12 protein-coding genes are annotated in these 14,538 nt (G+C 62.3%); 5 read left to right on the top strand and 7 right to left on the bottom strand.

Annotated elements, in window-relative coordinates:
- Window positions 1-46 precede the first annotated feature (46 nt).
- Window positions 47-916, top strand: coding sequence for an NAD(P)-dependent oxidoreductase (locus tag M0954_RS27870; protein WP_122152784.1), 870 nt, complete (start codon window positions 47-49; stop codon window positions 914-916).
- A gap of 111 nt (window positions 917-1,027) precedes the next feature.
- A complete protein-coding gene (locus tag M0954_RS27865; RefSeq protein ID WP_122152783.1) occupies window positions 1,028-1,663 on the top strand; it encodes a LysE family translocator in 636 nt (211 codons plus the stop codon).
- 176 nt (window positions 1,664-1,839) lie between these two features.
- Here the strand turns inward: M0954_RS27865 and M0954_RS27860 are convergent, their stop codons facing one another.
- The 6 genes from M0954_RS27860 to M0954_RS27835 form a co-directional block, all read right to left on the bottom strand.
- The gene (locus M0954_RS27860; RefSeq protein WP_122152782.1) at window positions 1,840-2,664 is read right to left on the bottom strand and encodes an OmpW family outer membrane protein; all 825 of its coding nucleotides are present in this window, start codon (window positions 2,662-2,664) and stop codon (window positions 1,840-1,842) included.
- Window positions 2,665-2,810: 146 nt separating this feature from the next.
- Entirely contained in the window at window positions 2,811-4,028 is a 1,218-nt protein-coding gene (locus M0954_RS27855; RefSeq protein ID WP_297356716.1) for a DUF2957 domain-containing protein, read from the bottom strand.
- A gap of 74 nt (window positions 4,029-4,102) precedes the next feature.
- Entirely contained in the window at window positions 4,103-5,491 is a 1,389-nt protein-coding gene (locus M0954_RS27850; protein ID WP_122152780.1) for a DUF2957 domain-containing protein, read from the bottom strand.
- A gap of 489 nt (window positions 5,492-5,980) precedes the next feature.
- The gene (argC, locus tag M0954_RS27845) at window positions 5,981-6,928 is read right to left on the bottom strand and encodes an N-acetyl-gamma-glutamyl-phosphate reductase (protein ID WP_122152779.1); all 948 of its coding nucleotides are present in this window, start codon (window positions 6,926-6,928) and stop codon (window positions 5,981-5,983) included.
- 210 nt (window positions 6,929-7,138) lie between these two features.
- Window positions 7,139-7,708: a flavodoxin family protein gene (locus M0954_RS27840; protein WP_122152778.1), complete on the bottom strand. Its 570-nt coding sequence runs from the start codon at window positions 7,706-7,708 to the stop codon at window positions 7,139-7,141.
- 135 nt (window positions 7,709-7,843) lie between these two features.
- Complete coding sequence (locus tag M0954_RS27835) at window positions 7,844-8,446, bottom strand: YbhB/YbcL family Raf kinase inhibitor-like protein (protein WP_297356714.1); 603 nt, start codon at window positions 8,444-8,446, stop codon at window positions 7,844-7,846.
- A gap of 283 nt (window positions 8,447-8,729) precedes the next feature.
- On the opposite strand from M0954_RS27835, the gene M0954_RS27830 reads away from it, so the two are divergent.
- A complete protein-coding gene (locus M0954_RS27830; protein ID WP_122152776.1) occupies window positions 8,730-9,416 on the top strand; it encodes a response regulator in 687 nt (228 codons plus the stop codon).
- Between the two features lie 151 nt (window positions 9,417-9,567).
- Here the strand turns inward: M0954_RS27830 and M0954_RS27825 are convergent, their stop codons facing one another.
- Window positions 9,568-10,254, bottom strand: a complete 687-nt coding sequence (locus M0954_RS27825; RefSeq protein WP_074262733.1) for an orotate phosphoribosyltransferase — start codon at window positions 10,252-10,254, stop codon at window positions 9,568-9,570.
- A gap of 404 nt (window positions 10,255-10,658) precedes the next feature.
- On the opposite strand from M0954_RS27825, the gene M0954_RS27820 reads away from it, so the two are divergent.
- Both M0954_RS27820 and M0954_RS27815 read left to right on the top strand, forming a co-directional pair.
- Entirely contained in the window at window positions 10,659-11,924 is a 1,266-nt protein-coding gene (locus tag M0954_RS27820) for an MFS transporter (RefSeq protein ID WP_122155466.1), read from the top strand.
- Between the two features lie 312 nt (window positions 11,925-12,236).
- Entirely contained in the window at window positions 12,237-14,519 is a 2,283-nt protein-coding gene (locus M0954_RS27815; protein ID WP_297356712.1) for an NADP-dependent malic enzyme, read from the top strand.
- Window positions 14,520-14,538 lie beyond the last annotated feature (19 nt).

The raw sequence follows: 14,538 nt of genomic DNA, 5'->3' as shown, positions 1-14,538 counted from the left end.
CCAGGCTGTGCTCTACTTTCACCTCTTCGAAAGAGTGGAGCGAGAGATGGACATCGGTTTTATCGGTCTCGGCGAGATGGGCGTCGCCATGGTGCGCAACATGCTGAAAGCGGGTCACACGGTGCGGGTCTGGAACCGTTCGCCGGAGCGCGCTCAGCCGTTGGTAGCAGAGGGCGCAGTGGTGGTCGGTTCGCCCGCCGAGGCATTTACCGGCGACGCCGTGTTTTCGATGCTCGCCGACGACACGGCGTTGCGCGAGGTGATCGACGCCGCGTTGCTGGAACACGCGCCGCGCGGGGTGATTCACGTGAATATGGCGACAATTTCCGTGGCGTTGGCTGAAGAGCTGGCCCATGCCCACGCGACGCGTGGCCTGCACTACGTCGCCGCGCCGGTGTTGGGACGTCCTGACGTGGCCGCGGCAGGCAAGCTGACCATCGTCGCCGGCGGGCCGGCCGAAGCCATCGAGCGCGTGCAGCCGGTATTCGATGTGATCGGTCAGAAGACCTGGCGCATCGGTTCGCAGCCACAACAGGCGAACGTTATGAAGCTCGCTGCCAATTTCATGATTGCCTCGGCGGTCGAAACGCTCGGCGAGGCGGCGAGTCTCGTCACAGCGCACGGCGTGGCGATGCAGGATTTTCTCGACGTGATCACAGCGGGCCTGTTCACCGGCCCGGTCTATCAGGGCTACGGCAAGCTGATTGCGGAGCGGCGCTATGAGCCGGCGCTGTTCAAGGCGCGTCTTGGGCTGAAGGACGTGCGTCTGGCGCTGGCTGCCGCCGACGCGGTATCGACGCCGATGCCGGTGGGGAGTCTGGTACGCGATAACCTGATCGACGCCATCGCGCACGGTGACGGTGAGAAGGATTTCGCGGTGCTGGGTGAGGTGTCGGCGCGCCGCGCCGGACGCTAAGCGCTGAGCGCTTAATGTGCGCGTAAGGCGGCCGCACCGGAAATTGCCCGCACTTCCACACTGCAGGGGCAGGCATAATGCCTGTCCCGCTGATTTCTCACCGTCCCATTCATGAACCTGCATACTTGGTGTCTGTACGTCGCCACCGTCTTCGTCGTTTCCGCCATCCCCGGTCCGAACATGCTGCTCGTCATGACGCATGGCGCGCAGCACGGGCTGCGCCGCTCGGGGGCAACGATGGCTGGTTGCCTGTCGGCGCTTGTGTTGATGCTGTCGGTCTCGGCAGCGGGGCTTGGCGTGTTCCTCGAAGCGTGGCCGGCCATGTTCAACGCGCTGCGGATGATCGGCGCAGCGTATCTGGTCTATCTCGGCATCAAGGCCTGGCGGTCCCCTGCGGACGAGGGCGTGGCTCACCGCACCGATGAACTTGCCGCAAAACCGGCGCGTTCGCGTCTTGCGTTGTTTCGCAACGGATTTCTGGTCGCCGGTAGCAATCCGAAGGCGATTCTGTTCGCCGCCGCCTTATTGCCGCAGTTCATCGACGCCAGCCGCCCGACGCTGCCGCAATTCGGCGTTCTGGTCGCCACGTTCGCGGTGATCGAAGTGAGCTGGTATCTGGTCTATGCGGGCTTTGGCACGCACATTGGCGCGCGGCTGAAGAGCCGCAATGTGGCGCGGGCGTTCAACCGTCTGACGGGCGGCGTGTTCGTTGGCTTTGGCGCGATGATGGCGCTGGTGCGCCGCTAGTTGCATAAACGCAACATCGAGGGTCAACCCTAATTCCGATGTTGCGTCGCACCAAACGCTTTGCTATGATTTGCCTTGTCTCCTCCATGTCTCCTCTGATATGGATTCAGCCCGCCCAAGTAGGCGGGCTTTTTTTCGTCCTGCGTTTTCGTGCAGCGGCGCGTCCGCTGTGCCAACTAGAACTTATACGAAATGGCCAGGAACGAGATGATCGGGTCCGCCTTCAGCGTGGCCCTGCTTACTGCGAGTTCGGTGCCGTCGGCGGCCTTGACGATCACGGACGAGGTGGTCTTCAGCGGGATATACGTGATCGAAGCCAGCAGACCCCAGTGATCCGTGATGTTGTACTCCGCGCCCGCATTGAACACCGGTTGCCATGACGATGACGCCTTGGCCGATACCTGCGTGGTGCCCGGCTTGCCGGCGCCCGCGGCCAGCACCGAGCCGAGGTTGTTCTGGGTCGAGGTGACGAAGTTCGGATTCAACTGGACGTCTGAGAACCAGTTGTAGGACACGCCGAGACCGACGAACGGCCGGAACTTCGAGGTGGGCTGGCCGAAGTAGTACTGCAGGATCGCGGCAGGACTCCATTGACGCACGCTCTTGATGATCGGATTGCTCGACGGGTCACCCAGATTCTGACTGCCAAGTGCGCCAGCCGGACCGGGTGGCTGGATCGTGCCGTGACCGTAAACCTTGAACACCGGCGGCACGCCTGCGACAGACGACAGCGCAATATGGTCCGTGAAGAAGTGGGTAATCACGAGGCCGGCCGTGTTCGCGTTGTTGGTCGACAGGCCGGTGCCGCCCGAGGTGAAGGAGTTCGGCAGACGCAGCGGCGTGTTGATCGGCGTCGGCGCGACGTTGGTGGTGAGCGCCGAGCTGGAGTCCTTCGGCGCCACGTGGAACCAGCCGAGCACAGCGACGTTGTCGCCCGCCTGCTGGGCGTGGGCACTAAGCGAGAGGCACGCGGCCATCGCCGCGATGAGCATTCTTTTCATGACGTTCCTCCTGAGCGGGCGCTCCTGCTACGCGCGGCGACGGGCTTTCGTTCCCGTGTTGCCGTTGCGCTCTGGGCAGACCCCGGCTGCGGCTGCAGCCGGGGAGCGGTCGCCTCGTTACGTGGTGACAGTGCTCACTGCGTCCATCACTGGACGAATGCGCCGATCGTGAAGTAAGGCGACGCTGGCGTCGTCAGGTCGAGATAGCCGAATACGCCACCGGTGAAAATCATCTTTCCGGTCGGCGTGGTGCCCGTCGATGCGCCGACCTGGGTCGTCGTCACCTCGCCTGGAACCGCCTCGGTGAAGTCGAGGTTGAGCGCGGTCGCGAGCGACGCCTGCGATGCATTGAACGGATCGAGCAGCGTGGCCTGGGTCCCTTCGAGTGCCGTGGTGCGGTAGTCGAACTGGCTGTCCACTCCGATGTACTCACCGTTCTGCGAGTTCACCGCGACCGCAGCTTGCGGCGCGAGAATCGAAATGCCCGACTCGTCGTCCGCCAGCAAGGCCGCCGGATTGGCGACGCCGGTGCGCACCAGGATCGGCACCAGCTGGCCGCGCAACTGGCCGACGATCATGAAGCCCTTGGCCTGCGGAGTGGTGGCAAGCGTGGCTTTCGCCTGGCCCTGGAAGTTGTCGGTTTCGAACGCTCCGCTACCGTCCGCTGACTGCACGAGGTTGGTCCCGGGCTGCTCGCACTTGCCGGCATTGACGCCGGAGTTGTCGCATTCGGTCCACGTGCCATCGGCGTTGATCGTGATCTTTGCGTCCACTGAGACCGGCAGGAAGTCCTGCGAGGGGACCTGGTGGTAGCCGACCTGGTTATACGTGCCGGCCAAGCTCGCGATATTCGTTTCAATCGACGAAAAGCCGATGAACGGGTAGTACGGGAATGTCGTATCGGGAACGGCGCCTACGCCGAGCACACCGGCAAACTGGATCTGCGCGCCGGGGATCGTGCCGCCTGCTACGCCTTCGCCGACGAAGATGCGTGCCGGGCGGGTCGGGTCGAGGCTCGCGCCGTTCAGCTGATAGGCGCACTGGTTGAGCTTGGCGGTCGGCAATTGCGTGACCGGAGTCAGCGTGCCGCTGGCGGTCGTGCCTGCCCGGGTCGGGGTGACGGTGCCGGTGGTTTGCGGAATCGGCGATTCGATGTAGCTGATCTGCCAGGTCATCTTGGTCGTATCGAGCTGCAGCTTGACCAGTTCGCCGTCGCCTCCGCCTCCCGTGTAGACCGTCTTGTAGTCAAGCGTGGTAGGACACAGCGCTGTGACCACCGGAGCCGGCGAACTGCCACCGCCACCGCCGCATGCTGTCACCAACGGCGCTGTCAATGCCAGTGCCGCAAGGATTTTCCATTTCATACTGCCCCCTCCAGAATGTTCTCGTTTTCGATGGCCGGCTCCCTGTCCGGCCATCCCTCGATCTGATCGTCCCGTTACTTGTTGACGTTGGCGCCGATGCCGAAGTACGGGGTCTCCGCTGTACCCGAAATGGTCGAAGTCGTTGCAACGCCGTTGTTCTCCTCACCCTGGATGAGGATCGCGTACAGGCCGCCTGCTGCGATTGCGAAGCCGGTAGCGCTGCCGCCGCTGGTCGTCGTGGCGGTGACATTGACCAGCCCAGGAGTTGCCGCGACACCGTAGGTCAGGCTGAAGCCGTCCTCGGCGCTCGACGTACCCGGGTTGACGAAGGTTCCGGTGGCGCCGTTGATCAGCGTTGCGGTGTAGTTGAAGTTCGAATCTGCGCCGACATAACCGCCGTCGAAGCCGCCCGAGGCGAGTGCCGTGGCTGGAGCGAGCATGGAGATACCGGATTCGTCGTCGACCGCCAGCGACAGGAGGTTGGTATTGACGTTGCCAGTGCGCACGACGAGCGGGATGGTGGCCCCGTTCAGCTGGCCGAGGATCATGTGCGCAACGCCCGATTTGCCGGTCGGCAATGTCTGCGCAATGATCTGCGGAGCCTGGGTGCTATCGAGATAGCCGTTGGCGTCGACCGTGTATGGGTTACCCGTCGTCAGGCAGCCTCCCGCATTGGGCGAGAAGCCGGTGGTGCTTTGGGTGGACGTGCAGGTGCCGGTCGCATCGAAGGTTTCGATGGTGCTCGTGCCGACGGTTGCATAGTTGCCCGAATTACCAGAAGGCGTCAGGTGGTACATGAGGCCGTTGTAGGTGCCCGGCAGCTTCGTGATATCCGTGGTCGTGCTGGCGAAGCCGAGGAACGGATAAAAGTCGAAATGACGGTTATCCACCGCGCCGAGGCCCAATATGCCGCCGAACTGGACCGTGGCGCCTGGAATGCCGCCGCCTGCCACGCCCTGGCCGATGAAGATCGTCGGGGGATTGGCGGTGTTGAAGTCAGCGGTGGTGTTGTACGTACCGTTGGGTCCTGATCCGCTGCCCGGCGTCAATACGAACGCGCAGCGTATCTGCTCAGCGGTCGGCAATGCGCCGGTGGGCGGATGCGCAACCGCCCCGGTGATCTGAACACCTGCGCGGGTCGGCGTTACCGTTCCCGTCGCAAGCGGAATGGGGGATTCGAGCCACGACAGCGTGTAGGTCATTGCCGTGGCGTTGATGTTCAGGCTCACCACTTCGCCGCTGCCGGCGCCGCCCAGATACGTCGTATTGCCGATATCGGCGGTCGCAGGGCAGAGCGAAGCAACCGTGCCTTGCGGCGGCGGCCCTTGCGTGGGACAGCTTGATCCGGAACATTGCGGCGTGTTGATCGCAGCGGGATTGCTGGCGTTGCCGCCACCACACCCGACCACCAGGCAGGCGGTCAAAATAGCCAGTACAAGGCCTCTAATTATGGCGTACGACATGCTGCTGTCTCCCTTTCGTGTAATTGTGCGAAGTAATTTCGCTGCGCGTTTAAGGGCTGTCAATTGACTGAACCGTCTAAAAAGGTCGATTCAAACAGCCTCTAAAACGCGCGACTCTTGCCACCGCGAGGTTTGCGAGCCTTTTAAACAAAAAACGAATTTTCGGATGCAGGAGCTGAAGCGTTGCTTTGCGGCACACGCTTGCCTGTCAGGGCTTTGAGCAAAAAGGCTCTATCATCTGCGAACGACCGTTCGTAGAAAAATCGGGTGTTTCCCTAGGCGGCAATCTGTGCGGATTAATTCGCCGGTCTGCACGATTTACCGATCCATGTATAACGGCAGGATTTTATTCGAAAGTAATCGGGAGTAGTACCGATTACTCGCAAGCGATTTGAAATCTTCAAGCAGGGATTTAAAACGCAAAAGGCCGGTTTATAAAACCGGCCTTTTGGCTTGAATGGCGTCGAAGCGCCGTCGGGAAGGATGCGCTTAGCGTTTCAATCCGCTGTCTTCGGCGGTGCCGATCGCGAGGTTCATGCACTGGATGGCTGCGCCCGATGCGCCCTTGCCCAGATTGTCGAGACGCGCGACGGTGACAAAGCGTTCTTCGTTGCCAAACACAAACAGGTCGACGCGATTGGTGTCGTTGTTCGCCTGCACGTCGAAAAAGCCGCCGTCGAGGTTGGCTTCAGCGTCGAACGGAGCGACGCGCACGAAGGCTTCGCCTGCGTAGTATTCGCTGAACAGGGCGAGCACGTCTTGCGGCGTGGCTTTCTTCGCCAACTGGCTTGGCGAGAAGAAGGTGGTGACCGCCAGACCCTTGTAGAACTCGCCGACGATCGGCGTGAACACCGGTGCGGACTTCAGACCCGTATGCGCTGCCATCTCCGGCAAGTGTTTGTGCGTGAGACCGAGCGCATAGGGACGCGGGCTCTTCAGTCGGTCGTCGCCGCCAGCTTCGTAGTCCGCAATCATTTTCTTGCCGCCGCCGCTGTAGCCGGTGATCGAATAGCTGTGCGCAGCGAACTCCGGTGCGACCACGCCGGCTTCGACGAGCGGACGCATGGCCAGCACGAACGCCGATGCGTGGCAGCCCGGCACGGCAATGCGTTTGGCCGTGCGCAGCCGTTCGCGTTGCGAGCGCGCCAGTTCCGGCAGGCCGTAAGCCCAGTCGGCGCTGGTGCGAAACGCGGTGCTCGCGTCGATCAGCACGGTATGGTCGTTCGCGACGAGCGAAGCCGATTCGCGCGAGGCCACATCGGGCAGGCACAGGAACGTGACGTCCGACGCGTTGATGAGACGACGGCGCTCCTCGATATCCTTGCGCTTCGCTTCTTCGATACGCAGGATCTCTACGTCGGCGCGTTGCGACAGGTATTCGAAAATCTTCAGGCCGGTCGTGCCTTCCTGTCCGTCGACAAATACTTTCGTGCTCATCTCACTCTCACTGGCTTGCGGGAAAACCGCGGGGAAAACGGTGGCGCCAGGTTGCGCCGGAACGCTATTTTAAGACCTGATGGCGGCACACGTGCGCAAACATCGTCGAAAAACGACGTTGCGCCGTGCAAATGACATTGAGATGACGGTTTTATACGGCAGATGCGATCCGTTGACGGCGGGTTCGCACCGGCGGCGGACCGGGGACGTCTACTTCGCAGCGCTCCAGCGCGCCGTCACGGCTGCGACCCGTGCGCCGAATGCCTTGGCCGTTTCGAGGTCGCCCGGCGGCGGGGCTTCTTCTGGCGTGGCATCCGCCGGCGACTGCGTGAGCAGACCGGTGGAGCCGCCGACGTAGTTCAGATCGTCGCGGGTCGCCGCCTTGGTGTTGGCCGGCATCATGCCGGTGCCCGCCCAGATCATGCTGTGCTGCATCGCCAGCGTGACGAAGTACTGGATGGTCGAGAACTTGTCACCGTTCATCGTCGCGGAGTTGGTGAAGCCGGCGGCGATCTTGTCTTTCCACTTCTGGCCGAACCACACCTTCGAACTGGCGTCGGCGAATTTTTTGAAGTCGGCCGATGGCCCGCCCATGTAGGTCGGCGCGCCGAAGATGATGGCGTCGGCGGCGTCGAGTTCGGCCCAGCCGGCATCGTCGAGTTCGCCGACTGCGATCAGTCTGGCGTCGGCGCCAGCCGCGAGCGTGCCGGCGAGCACAGCCTCGGCGACTTTCTTCGTATGGCCATAGCCGCTGTGATAAACGATGACGATCTTCGGCATGAAATGCTCCAGGGAAGTTGAAGGGAGGACTAGGACGAGCGGTGCGAGCGCGCTGCGGTGGGTCGGTCGCGGCGATACTGAGCCATCCGCCGGACCTGTGAAACCCTACCGCCGCGGCCTGTGCGGGCGTAGATTTTAGCGCCCGTAGTTCACCACCATTTTTGCACTACCGATCGTTGCAGTGCCGATCTCGTGGTCGAACATGAACGCCGGGCGGCCTTGGGCGAGCCGCAGATCGGTCGTGCTGAGCGCATACACTGTGATCACGTAGCGATGCGGCTTGCCGGCCGGCGGACACGGGCCGCCATAGCCGTCGATCTCGAAGTCGTTGCGCGCCTCGACGGCGCCGAGCTTCTTTATGTAGCCTGACGCGCTTGCATTCTCGGGCAAGCGGTCGATATTGGCGGGGATCTCCGCGACGGCCCAATGCCACCAGCCGGGGCCGGGCGCGTCGGGATCAAAGATGGTGACGGCAAAGCTGCGGGTGCCTGCCGGTGCGTCATGCCATGACAACTGCGGCGAGCGGTTTGCACCCTTGCAGTCGTCCTGGTCGAAAACCTGGGCGGCGTCGACGGTGCCGCCATCGCGGAAGCTGGCACTCGTCAGCGTAAAGGGTCCGTCGGCGAGCGCACGCGGCCCGTGCGCGACGGCAAGCGCGAGACTGAGCGTCGCAATCGCAAAAGACGACGATCGTGAGCGGGGCGAAGCAAGCGAAACGACCAGGCAACGCGAACGCATGTGCCGATTCTCCTTCCGATGCAGCATAGGGGTGTGAGCTTCCATCCTCACGATGATTATTGTCCCTATTTTGTGTTTCGCGGTCGAATCAAGATTAACATTTGGTTAAGCGGAGCCTTGTGGCGCCCGCTCTGACAGGGCGCGGACAGGTGAAATCCGCTATAGTCAGCAGAATTGCGCCCGCGGGCCGGCAACGCAAGGAAGTTCACGAATTTAGAACCCGGAATTTAGAATGATGCATGGCTGAAATTTCGGAGAGCGTGCTATCAGGCGAAGGAGAGCCATGCCAGAACCAGTCAGGGTCGTTATAGCCGATGATCACCCGGTGATTTTATTCGGTGCAGAGCAAGCGCTGCTCAAATTCCCCGGCATCGAAGTTGTTGCACGCGCGCGCCAGTCAACGGAACTCATGAAGGTCCTGCAGACCGTCCCCTGCGACGTGCTGGTGACCGATCTCGCCATGCCCGGTGGGCAGTACGGCGACGGTCTTCCGCTGATCGGCTACTTGCGCCGCAATTTTCCCAATCTGCCTATCGTCGTCCTGACGATGCTCGAGAATGCTGCGCTGCTCAAGCGCCTCAGCGAACTCGGCGTGACCTCGGTCGTCAACAAGGCGGACGATCTGAGCCATATCGGGCTCGCGGTCCAGCACGTCAGCCGCCGTCTCGAATACATGAGTCCGTCGGTCAAGGCCTCGCTCGAGACGTTGCGCATGAACGCTGGCGGCAAGACCGACGAGGTGATGCTGTCGAAGCGCGAACTGGAAGTGGTACGGCTGTTCGTATCCGGGATGACGATCAAGGAAATCGCGGAGCAGTTGAACCGCAGCATCAAGACCATCAGCACGCAGAAGAACACCGCCATGCGCAAACTCGGTCTCGAACGTGATTCCGAACTGTTTCAATACGCGCAGAGCAATGGCCTGGCGAATCTGTCGTCGGGGTTGGCGGGGGAACTGAGTGATCAGTGATCGCGTTATCTAGATCGTCCCTGCGAGCTGCATAAAAAAAGCTGCCTGTCGGAAAGAGGGGCAGCTTTTTTTCCATTCATCAGCCGCTTGGGCAAGGACCAGACCGCGTTGCGGTGGGGCCGTCCCAGCCAGCGTGCTTGAAACTGGTTGCTTACTGCGGCGACGCCGTTGCACCGCCGTGCGCGGCCGACCATTCAGCCGGGGCATGCAGGAATTTTTCGACTTCGTCGAGCGTCTTCGTGTCGAAGTAGCCTTTTTCCTTGGCAATGCGCAGAACGTCCCACCAGGTGGCAAGCGCGTGCAAGTCGACGTCGATGTCTTTTAGCACCGACACGCTTTCCTTGAAGATGTTGTAATGGAACAGCACGAAGCAGTGGTTCACCGTCGCGCCCGCAGTGCGCAGCGCATTGATGAAGTTGATCTTGCTGCGGCTGTCGGTGGTCAGGTCTTCAACCAGCAGCACGCGCTGACCTTCTGTCAGCAGACCTTCGATCTGTGCGTTACGGCCGAAACCCTTCGGCTTCTTGCGCACGTATTGCATCGGCACCATCAGGCGGTCGGAGAGCCAGGCCGCGAACGGGATGCCGGCGGTTTCGCCACCGGCGACCGCGTCGATCTGCTCGTAGCCGACGTCGCGCAGGATGGTGGCTTCGGCCATTTCCATCAGGCCGCGGCGTACGCGCGGATACGAGATCAGCTTGCGGCAGTCGATATACACCGGGCTCGCCCAGCCGGACGTGAAGATGTACGGTTTTTCCGCGTTGAAGTGAACTGCTTGCACTTCCAGCAGCATCTTGGCGGTCGTGTCGGAGATCGTCTGGCGATCGAAGCCTGTCATGGGCGGATCCTTGGGTGTGAGCGGGAGGGCGCGGGCGCATAAGGCCCGGCGGCGCAGCAAGCGGGGTATTCCGCGCCTGATGGGCGGAACACGCAGCCGGTCAGTGGAGTGCAGGCCGGTTTTGCTACGCGCGTAGCCCGACATTTTACCCGATTCGGACACTTCCGAGGAGCCGGTCGTGCGTGAAAACCCGTAAAGATGGCGATAGCGGCGGCAAGTGGGCGCGCAGAGGCGACACTTCGAACTGGGGGACGGGTGTCCTGATGGCCGTGCCGCCGCATGTGGCGCGGCGGTCTTTTTGGCTTGCTTGTGGCCCGGGCGAGCGCCGATTACACTCACGCGAATTTTCAGGGATGGGCGGCGCCGATCTCCTCCGCGCGCCCGCGCCCTACGGGATGCTTTCGATGACAGTCGCCTCTTCCTCCACCCCCACCCGTGCGACCGCGCAACGCGGCTATGCCGGCCGGGCGCTGCTCGCAGCGGTGCTCGGTTATGCGATGGACGGTTTCGATCTGTTGATCCTCGGCTTCATGTTGCCGGTGATCGCCGTCGACCTGCACCTCTCGTCCACTCAGGCCGGTTCGCTTGTCACGTGGACGCTGATCGGTGCAGTAGCCGGCGGCATTCTCTTCGGCGTGTTGAGCGACTATTTCGGCCGGGTGCGGATGCTCACGTGGACCATCCTGATCTTCGCCGTCTTCACCGGCCTGTGTGCGCTGGCGCAAGGCTACGCGGATCTGCTGGCTTACCGGACCATCGCCGGGCTCGGACTCGGTGGCGAGTTCGGTATTGGCATGACGCTCGTCGCGGAGGCGTGGCCTGCGGCGCAGCGAGCGCGGGTGTCGTCGTATGTGGGGTTGGGCTGGCAACTCGGCGTGCTGGCCGCCGCGCTGCTGACGCCGTTGCTGTTGCCGGTCATCGGCTGGCGCGGCATGTTTGCGCTGGGACTGGCGCCGGCCGTAGTGTCGTTCGTGGTGCGGCGGCGCGTCGAGGAACCGGCGTTGTTCGTCGAACGCGCTGAGCACGCGAGGCAAGTGGCGCGCGCAGGGCAACGGACCACGGCGCGCAAACTGCCATTGCGGCTCCTGATCGCGGACGCTCGCACCACGTGCGCCAGCGTCGGCGTTGTGATCCTGTGCTCCGTGCAGAACTTCGGCTACTACGGTCTGATGATCTGGTTGCCGAGCTATTTGTCGAAGACCTTCGGCTATTCGTTGACCAAATCCGGTTTGTGGACTTCCGCGACGGTGCTCGGGATGGCGCTCGGCATCTGGCTCTTCGGCATCGCCGCTGACCGCTTCGGACGCAAACCGACCTTCCTGTTCTACCAGGCCGGCGCAGTCGTGATGGTGTTCGTCTATGCGCACCTGGGCACGCCGTTCGCGCTGCTGATCGGCGGTGCCGTCATGGGTGTGTTTGTCAACGGCATGATCGGCGGCTATGGTGCGTTGATCTCCGAGTTGTATCCCACCGAAGCGCGAGCCACGGCGCAAAACGTGTTGTTCAATATCGGGCGAGCCATCGGCGGTTTCGGGCCGGTCGTGGTCGGTGCGCTGGCAGCGCGCTACTCGTTCGGCGCCGCTCTCGCGTTGCTCGCTTCAATCTATCTGCTCGACATTTTCGCGACGCTGTTCCTGATTCCGGAACGTCGCGGCGCGGCGCTCGACTAACTGACGTCACGCTCTTCGCAAGGTCCCGCCGAAGCAGCAGAACGCCTCTGCATCAATGACGCGCCGCAACATCGCAAGTCCTTGTTTCGCCGTTGGTTACCGGCGGTAAACGCTACTCGTCACGACCCATGCGGGGTGTACACTAATTCCCCCGCAAAAGCTCTGCACCGTCTTGCTAGCCGCTCAGGTTCGACGCTGCGCCTAACCGGCGCAGGCGCAAACCGCTGCAGTCGATTACCCATTCGATCCATGCGAGCGAGGCACACGGCGCGATGAGCCGGGCCCGATCACTTACGTCTCGCAGGCTAAAAAATGGACGAACAACTGAAGCAAAGCGCTCTCGCGTATCACCAGCATCCGAAGCCCGGCAAGATTTCGGTCACGCCGACCAAGCCGCTCTCCAATCAGCTCGACCTCTCGCTGGCCTATTCGCCTGGCGTCGCGGCAGCCTGCATGGCGATCTTCGAAGAGCCGCTCGACGCGCAGAAGTACACCTCACGCGGCAATCTCGTCGGCGTGATCACCAACGGCACGGCCGTGCTTGGTCTTGGCAACATCGGCCCGCTGGCCGCGAAGCCGGTGATGGAAGGCAAGGGGTGTCTGTTCAAGAAGTTTGCCGGCATCGACGTGTTCGACATCGAACTCGCCGAGACCGATCCCGACAAGCTGGTCGATGCGATCGCGATGCTCGAGCCGACGCTCGGCGGCATCAACCTCGAAGACATCAAGGCGCCGGAATGCTTCTACATCGAGAAGAAGCTGCGCGAGCGCATGAAGATTCCAGTTTTCCACGACGATCAGCATGGTACGGCGATTATTGCGTCCGCAGCGATCCTGAACGGCCTGAAAGTGGTCGGCAAGAAGCTCGACGAAGTGAAGCTGGTTTGCTCGGGCGCGGGCGCTGCGGCGATTGCCTGTCTGGACCTGCTGGTGCACCTGGGCCTCTCGAAGAAGAACGTGCTCGTTGCCGATTCGAAAGGCGTGATCTACGAAGGCCGTGGCAATCTTGATCCGTCGAAGGAACGCTACGCAGCGAACACCGACGCGCGTACGCTAGCCGATGCGATACGCGGCGCCGACGTGTTCCTCGGTTGTTCGAGCGCCGGGGTGCTGAAGCCGGAGATGGTTGTGGAAATGGGCACTCGGCCGCTGATTCTCGCGCTGGCCAACCCGGAACCGGAAATCCGCCCGGAAGAAGCGAAGAAGGTGCGCCCGGATGCGATCATCGCCACGGGCCGTTCGGACTATCCGAACCAGGTCAACAACGTGCTGTGCTTCCCGTTCATCTTCCGCGGCGCGCTCGACGTCGGCGCGACGACGATCACGGAAGAGATGAAGCTCGCCTGCGTGCGCGCGATTGCGGAGCTCGCCGAAGAAACCGACCAGGGCGACGAAGTGGCGAAGGCCTATGAAGGCCACACGCTCGAATTCGGCCCGGACTACCTGATCCCGAAGCCGTTCGACCCGCGCCTGATCATCAAGATCGCGCCGGCCGTCGCGCAGGCCGCGATGGATTCGGGCGTTGCGACCCGTCCGATCAAGGACATGGACGCGTATCGGGAAGAGCTCGGCACCACGGTCTACCGTACCGGCATGGTGATGCGTCCGGTGTTCGCCGCGGCAAAGTCGGCGCCGGCGCGCATCGTGTTTGCAGAAGGTGAAGATGAACGCGTGCTGCGCGCTGCGCAGTTCGTGCTGCTGGAGAAGATCGCCAAGCCGATCCTCGTCGGCCGTCCGGCGGTGATCGACATGCGTCTGAAGAAGATGGGCTCGAAGCTCAAATGCGGCGAAGACTTCGAGATCGTCAATCCGGAAGACGATCCGCGCTACCAGAAGTGCTGGCAGGAGTATCACGAGATCGGTGCGCGCGAGGGCGTCACGCCGGAAGTCGCGAAGGCGGCGCTGCGCAAGTTCAACACGTTGATCGGTGCGCTGCTCGTGCGTGTGGGCGATGCCGACGGCATGATCTGCGGCATGATCGATACGTACCAGAGCCATCTGAAGTTCGTCGAGCAGGTGCTGGGCAAGGCGGAAAACGTGCAGAACCTGGCGGCGATGAATCTGCTGATGCTGCCGGGCCGCAATCTGTTCATCTGCGATACGTACATCAACGAAGTGCCGACTGCGGAGCAACTTGCCGATATGACCGTGCTGGCCGCGAGCGAGATCGAGAAGTTCGGCATTACGCCGAAGGTCGCGCTGCTGTCGAATTCAAACTTCGGTAGCGTGCCGTCGGCTTCGTCGCAACGGATGGCCGAAGCGCGCAAGCTGATCGTGGACCGCGCGCCTGAATTGGAGATCGACGGTGAGATGCATGGTGATGCTGCGTTGTCGGAGATGGTCCGCAAGGCTGCGTTCCCGGGCACCAAGCTCACCGGCGAGGCGAACCTGCTGATCATGCCGAACGTGGAAGTGGCGAATATCACGTACAACCTGCTGAAGATGATCGGCGGCGAAGGCGTGACGGTGGGGCCGTTCCTGCTCGGCGCAGAAAAGCCGGTGCATATCCTGACGCCGGCTGCGACTGTGCGCCGGATCATCAACATGACGGCGGTGGCTTCGGCAAGCGCGCGTGTGAAAGCGAACGCGCAATAACTGTCGCTGTTCTGCGCTG

The organism is Paraburkholderia sp. (genome assembly GCF_026225065.1).
Taxonomy (GTDB): domain Bacteria; phylum Pseudomonadota; class Gammaproteobacteria; order Burkholderiales; family Burkholderiaceae; genus Paraburkholderia.
The sequence above is the reverse complement of the archived record's forward strand: the minus strand, read 5'-3'. Positions and strand labels throughout refer to the sequence as shown.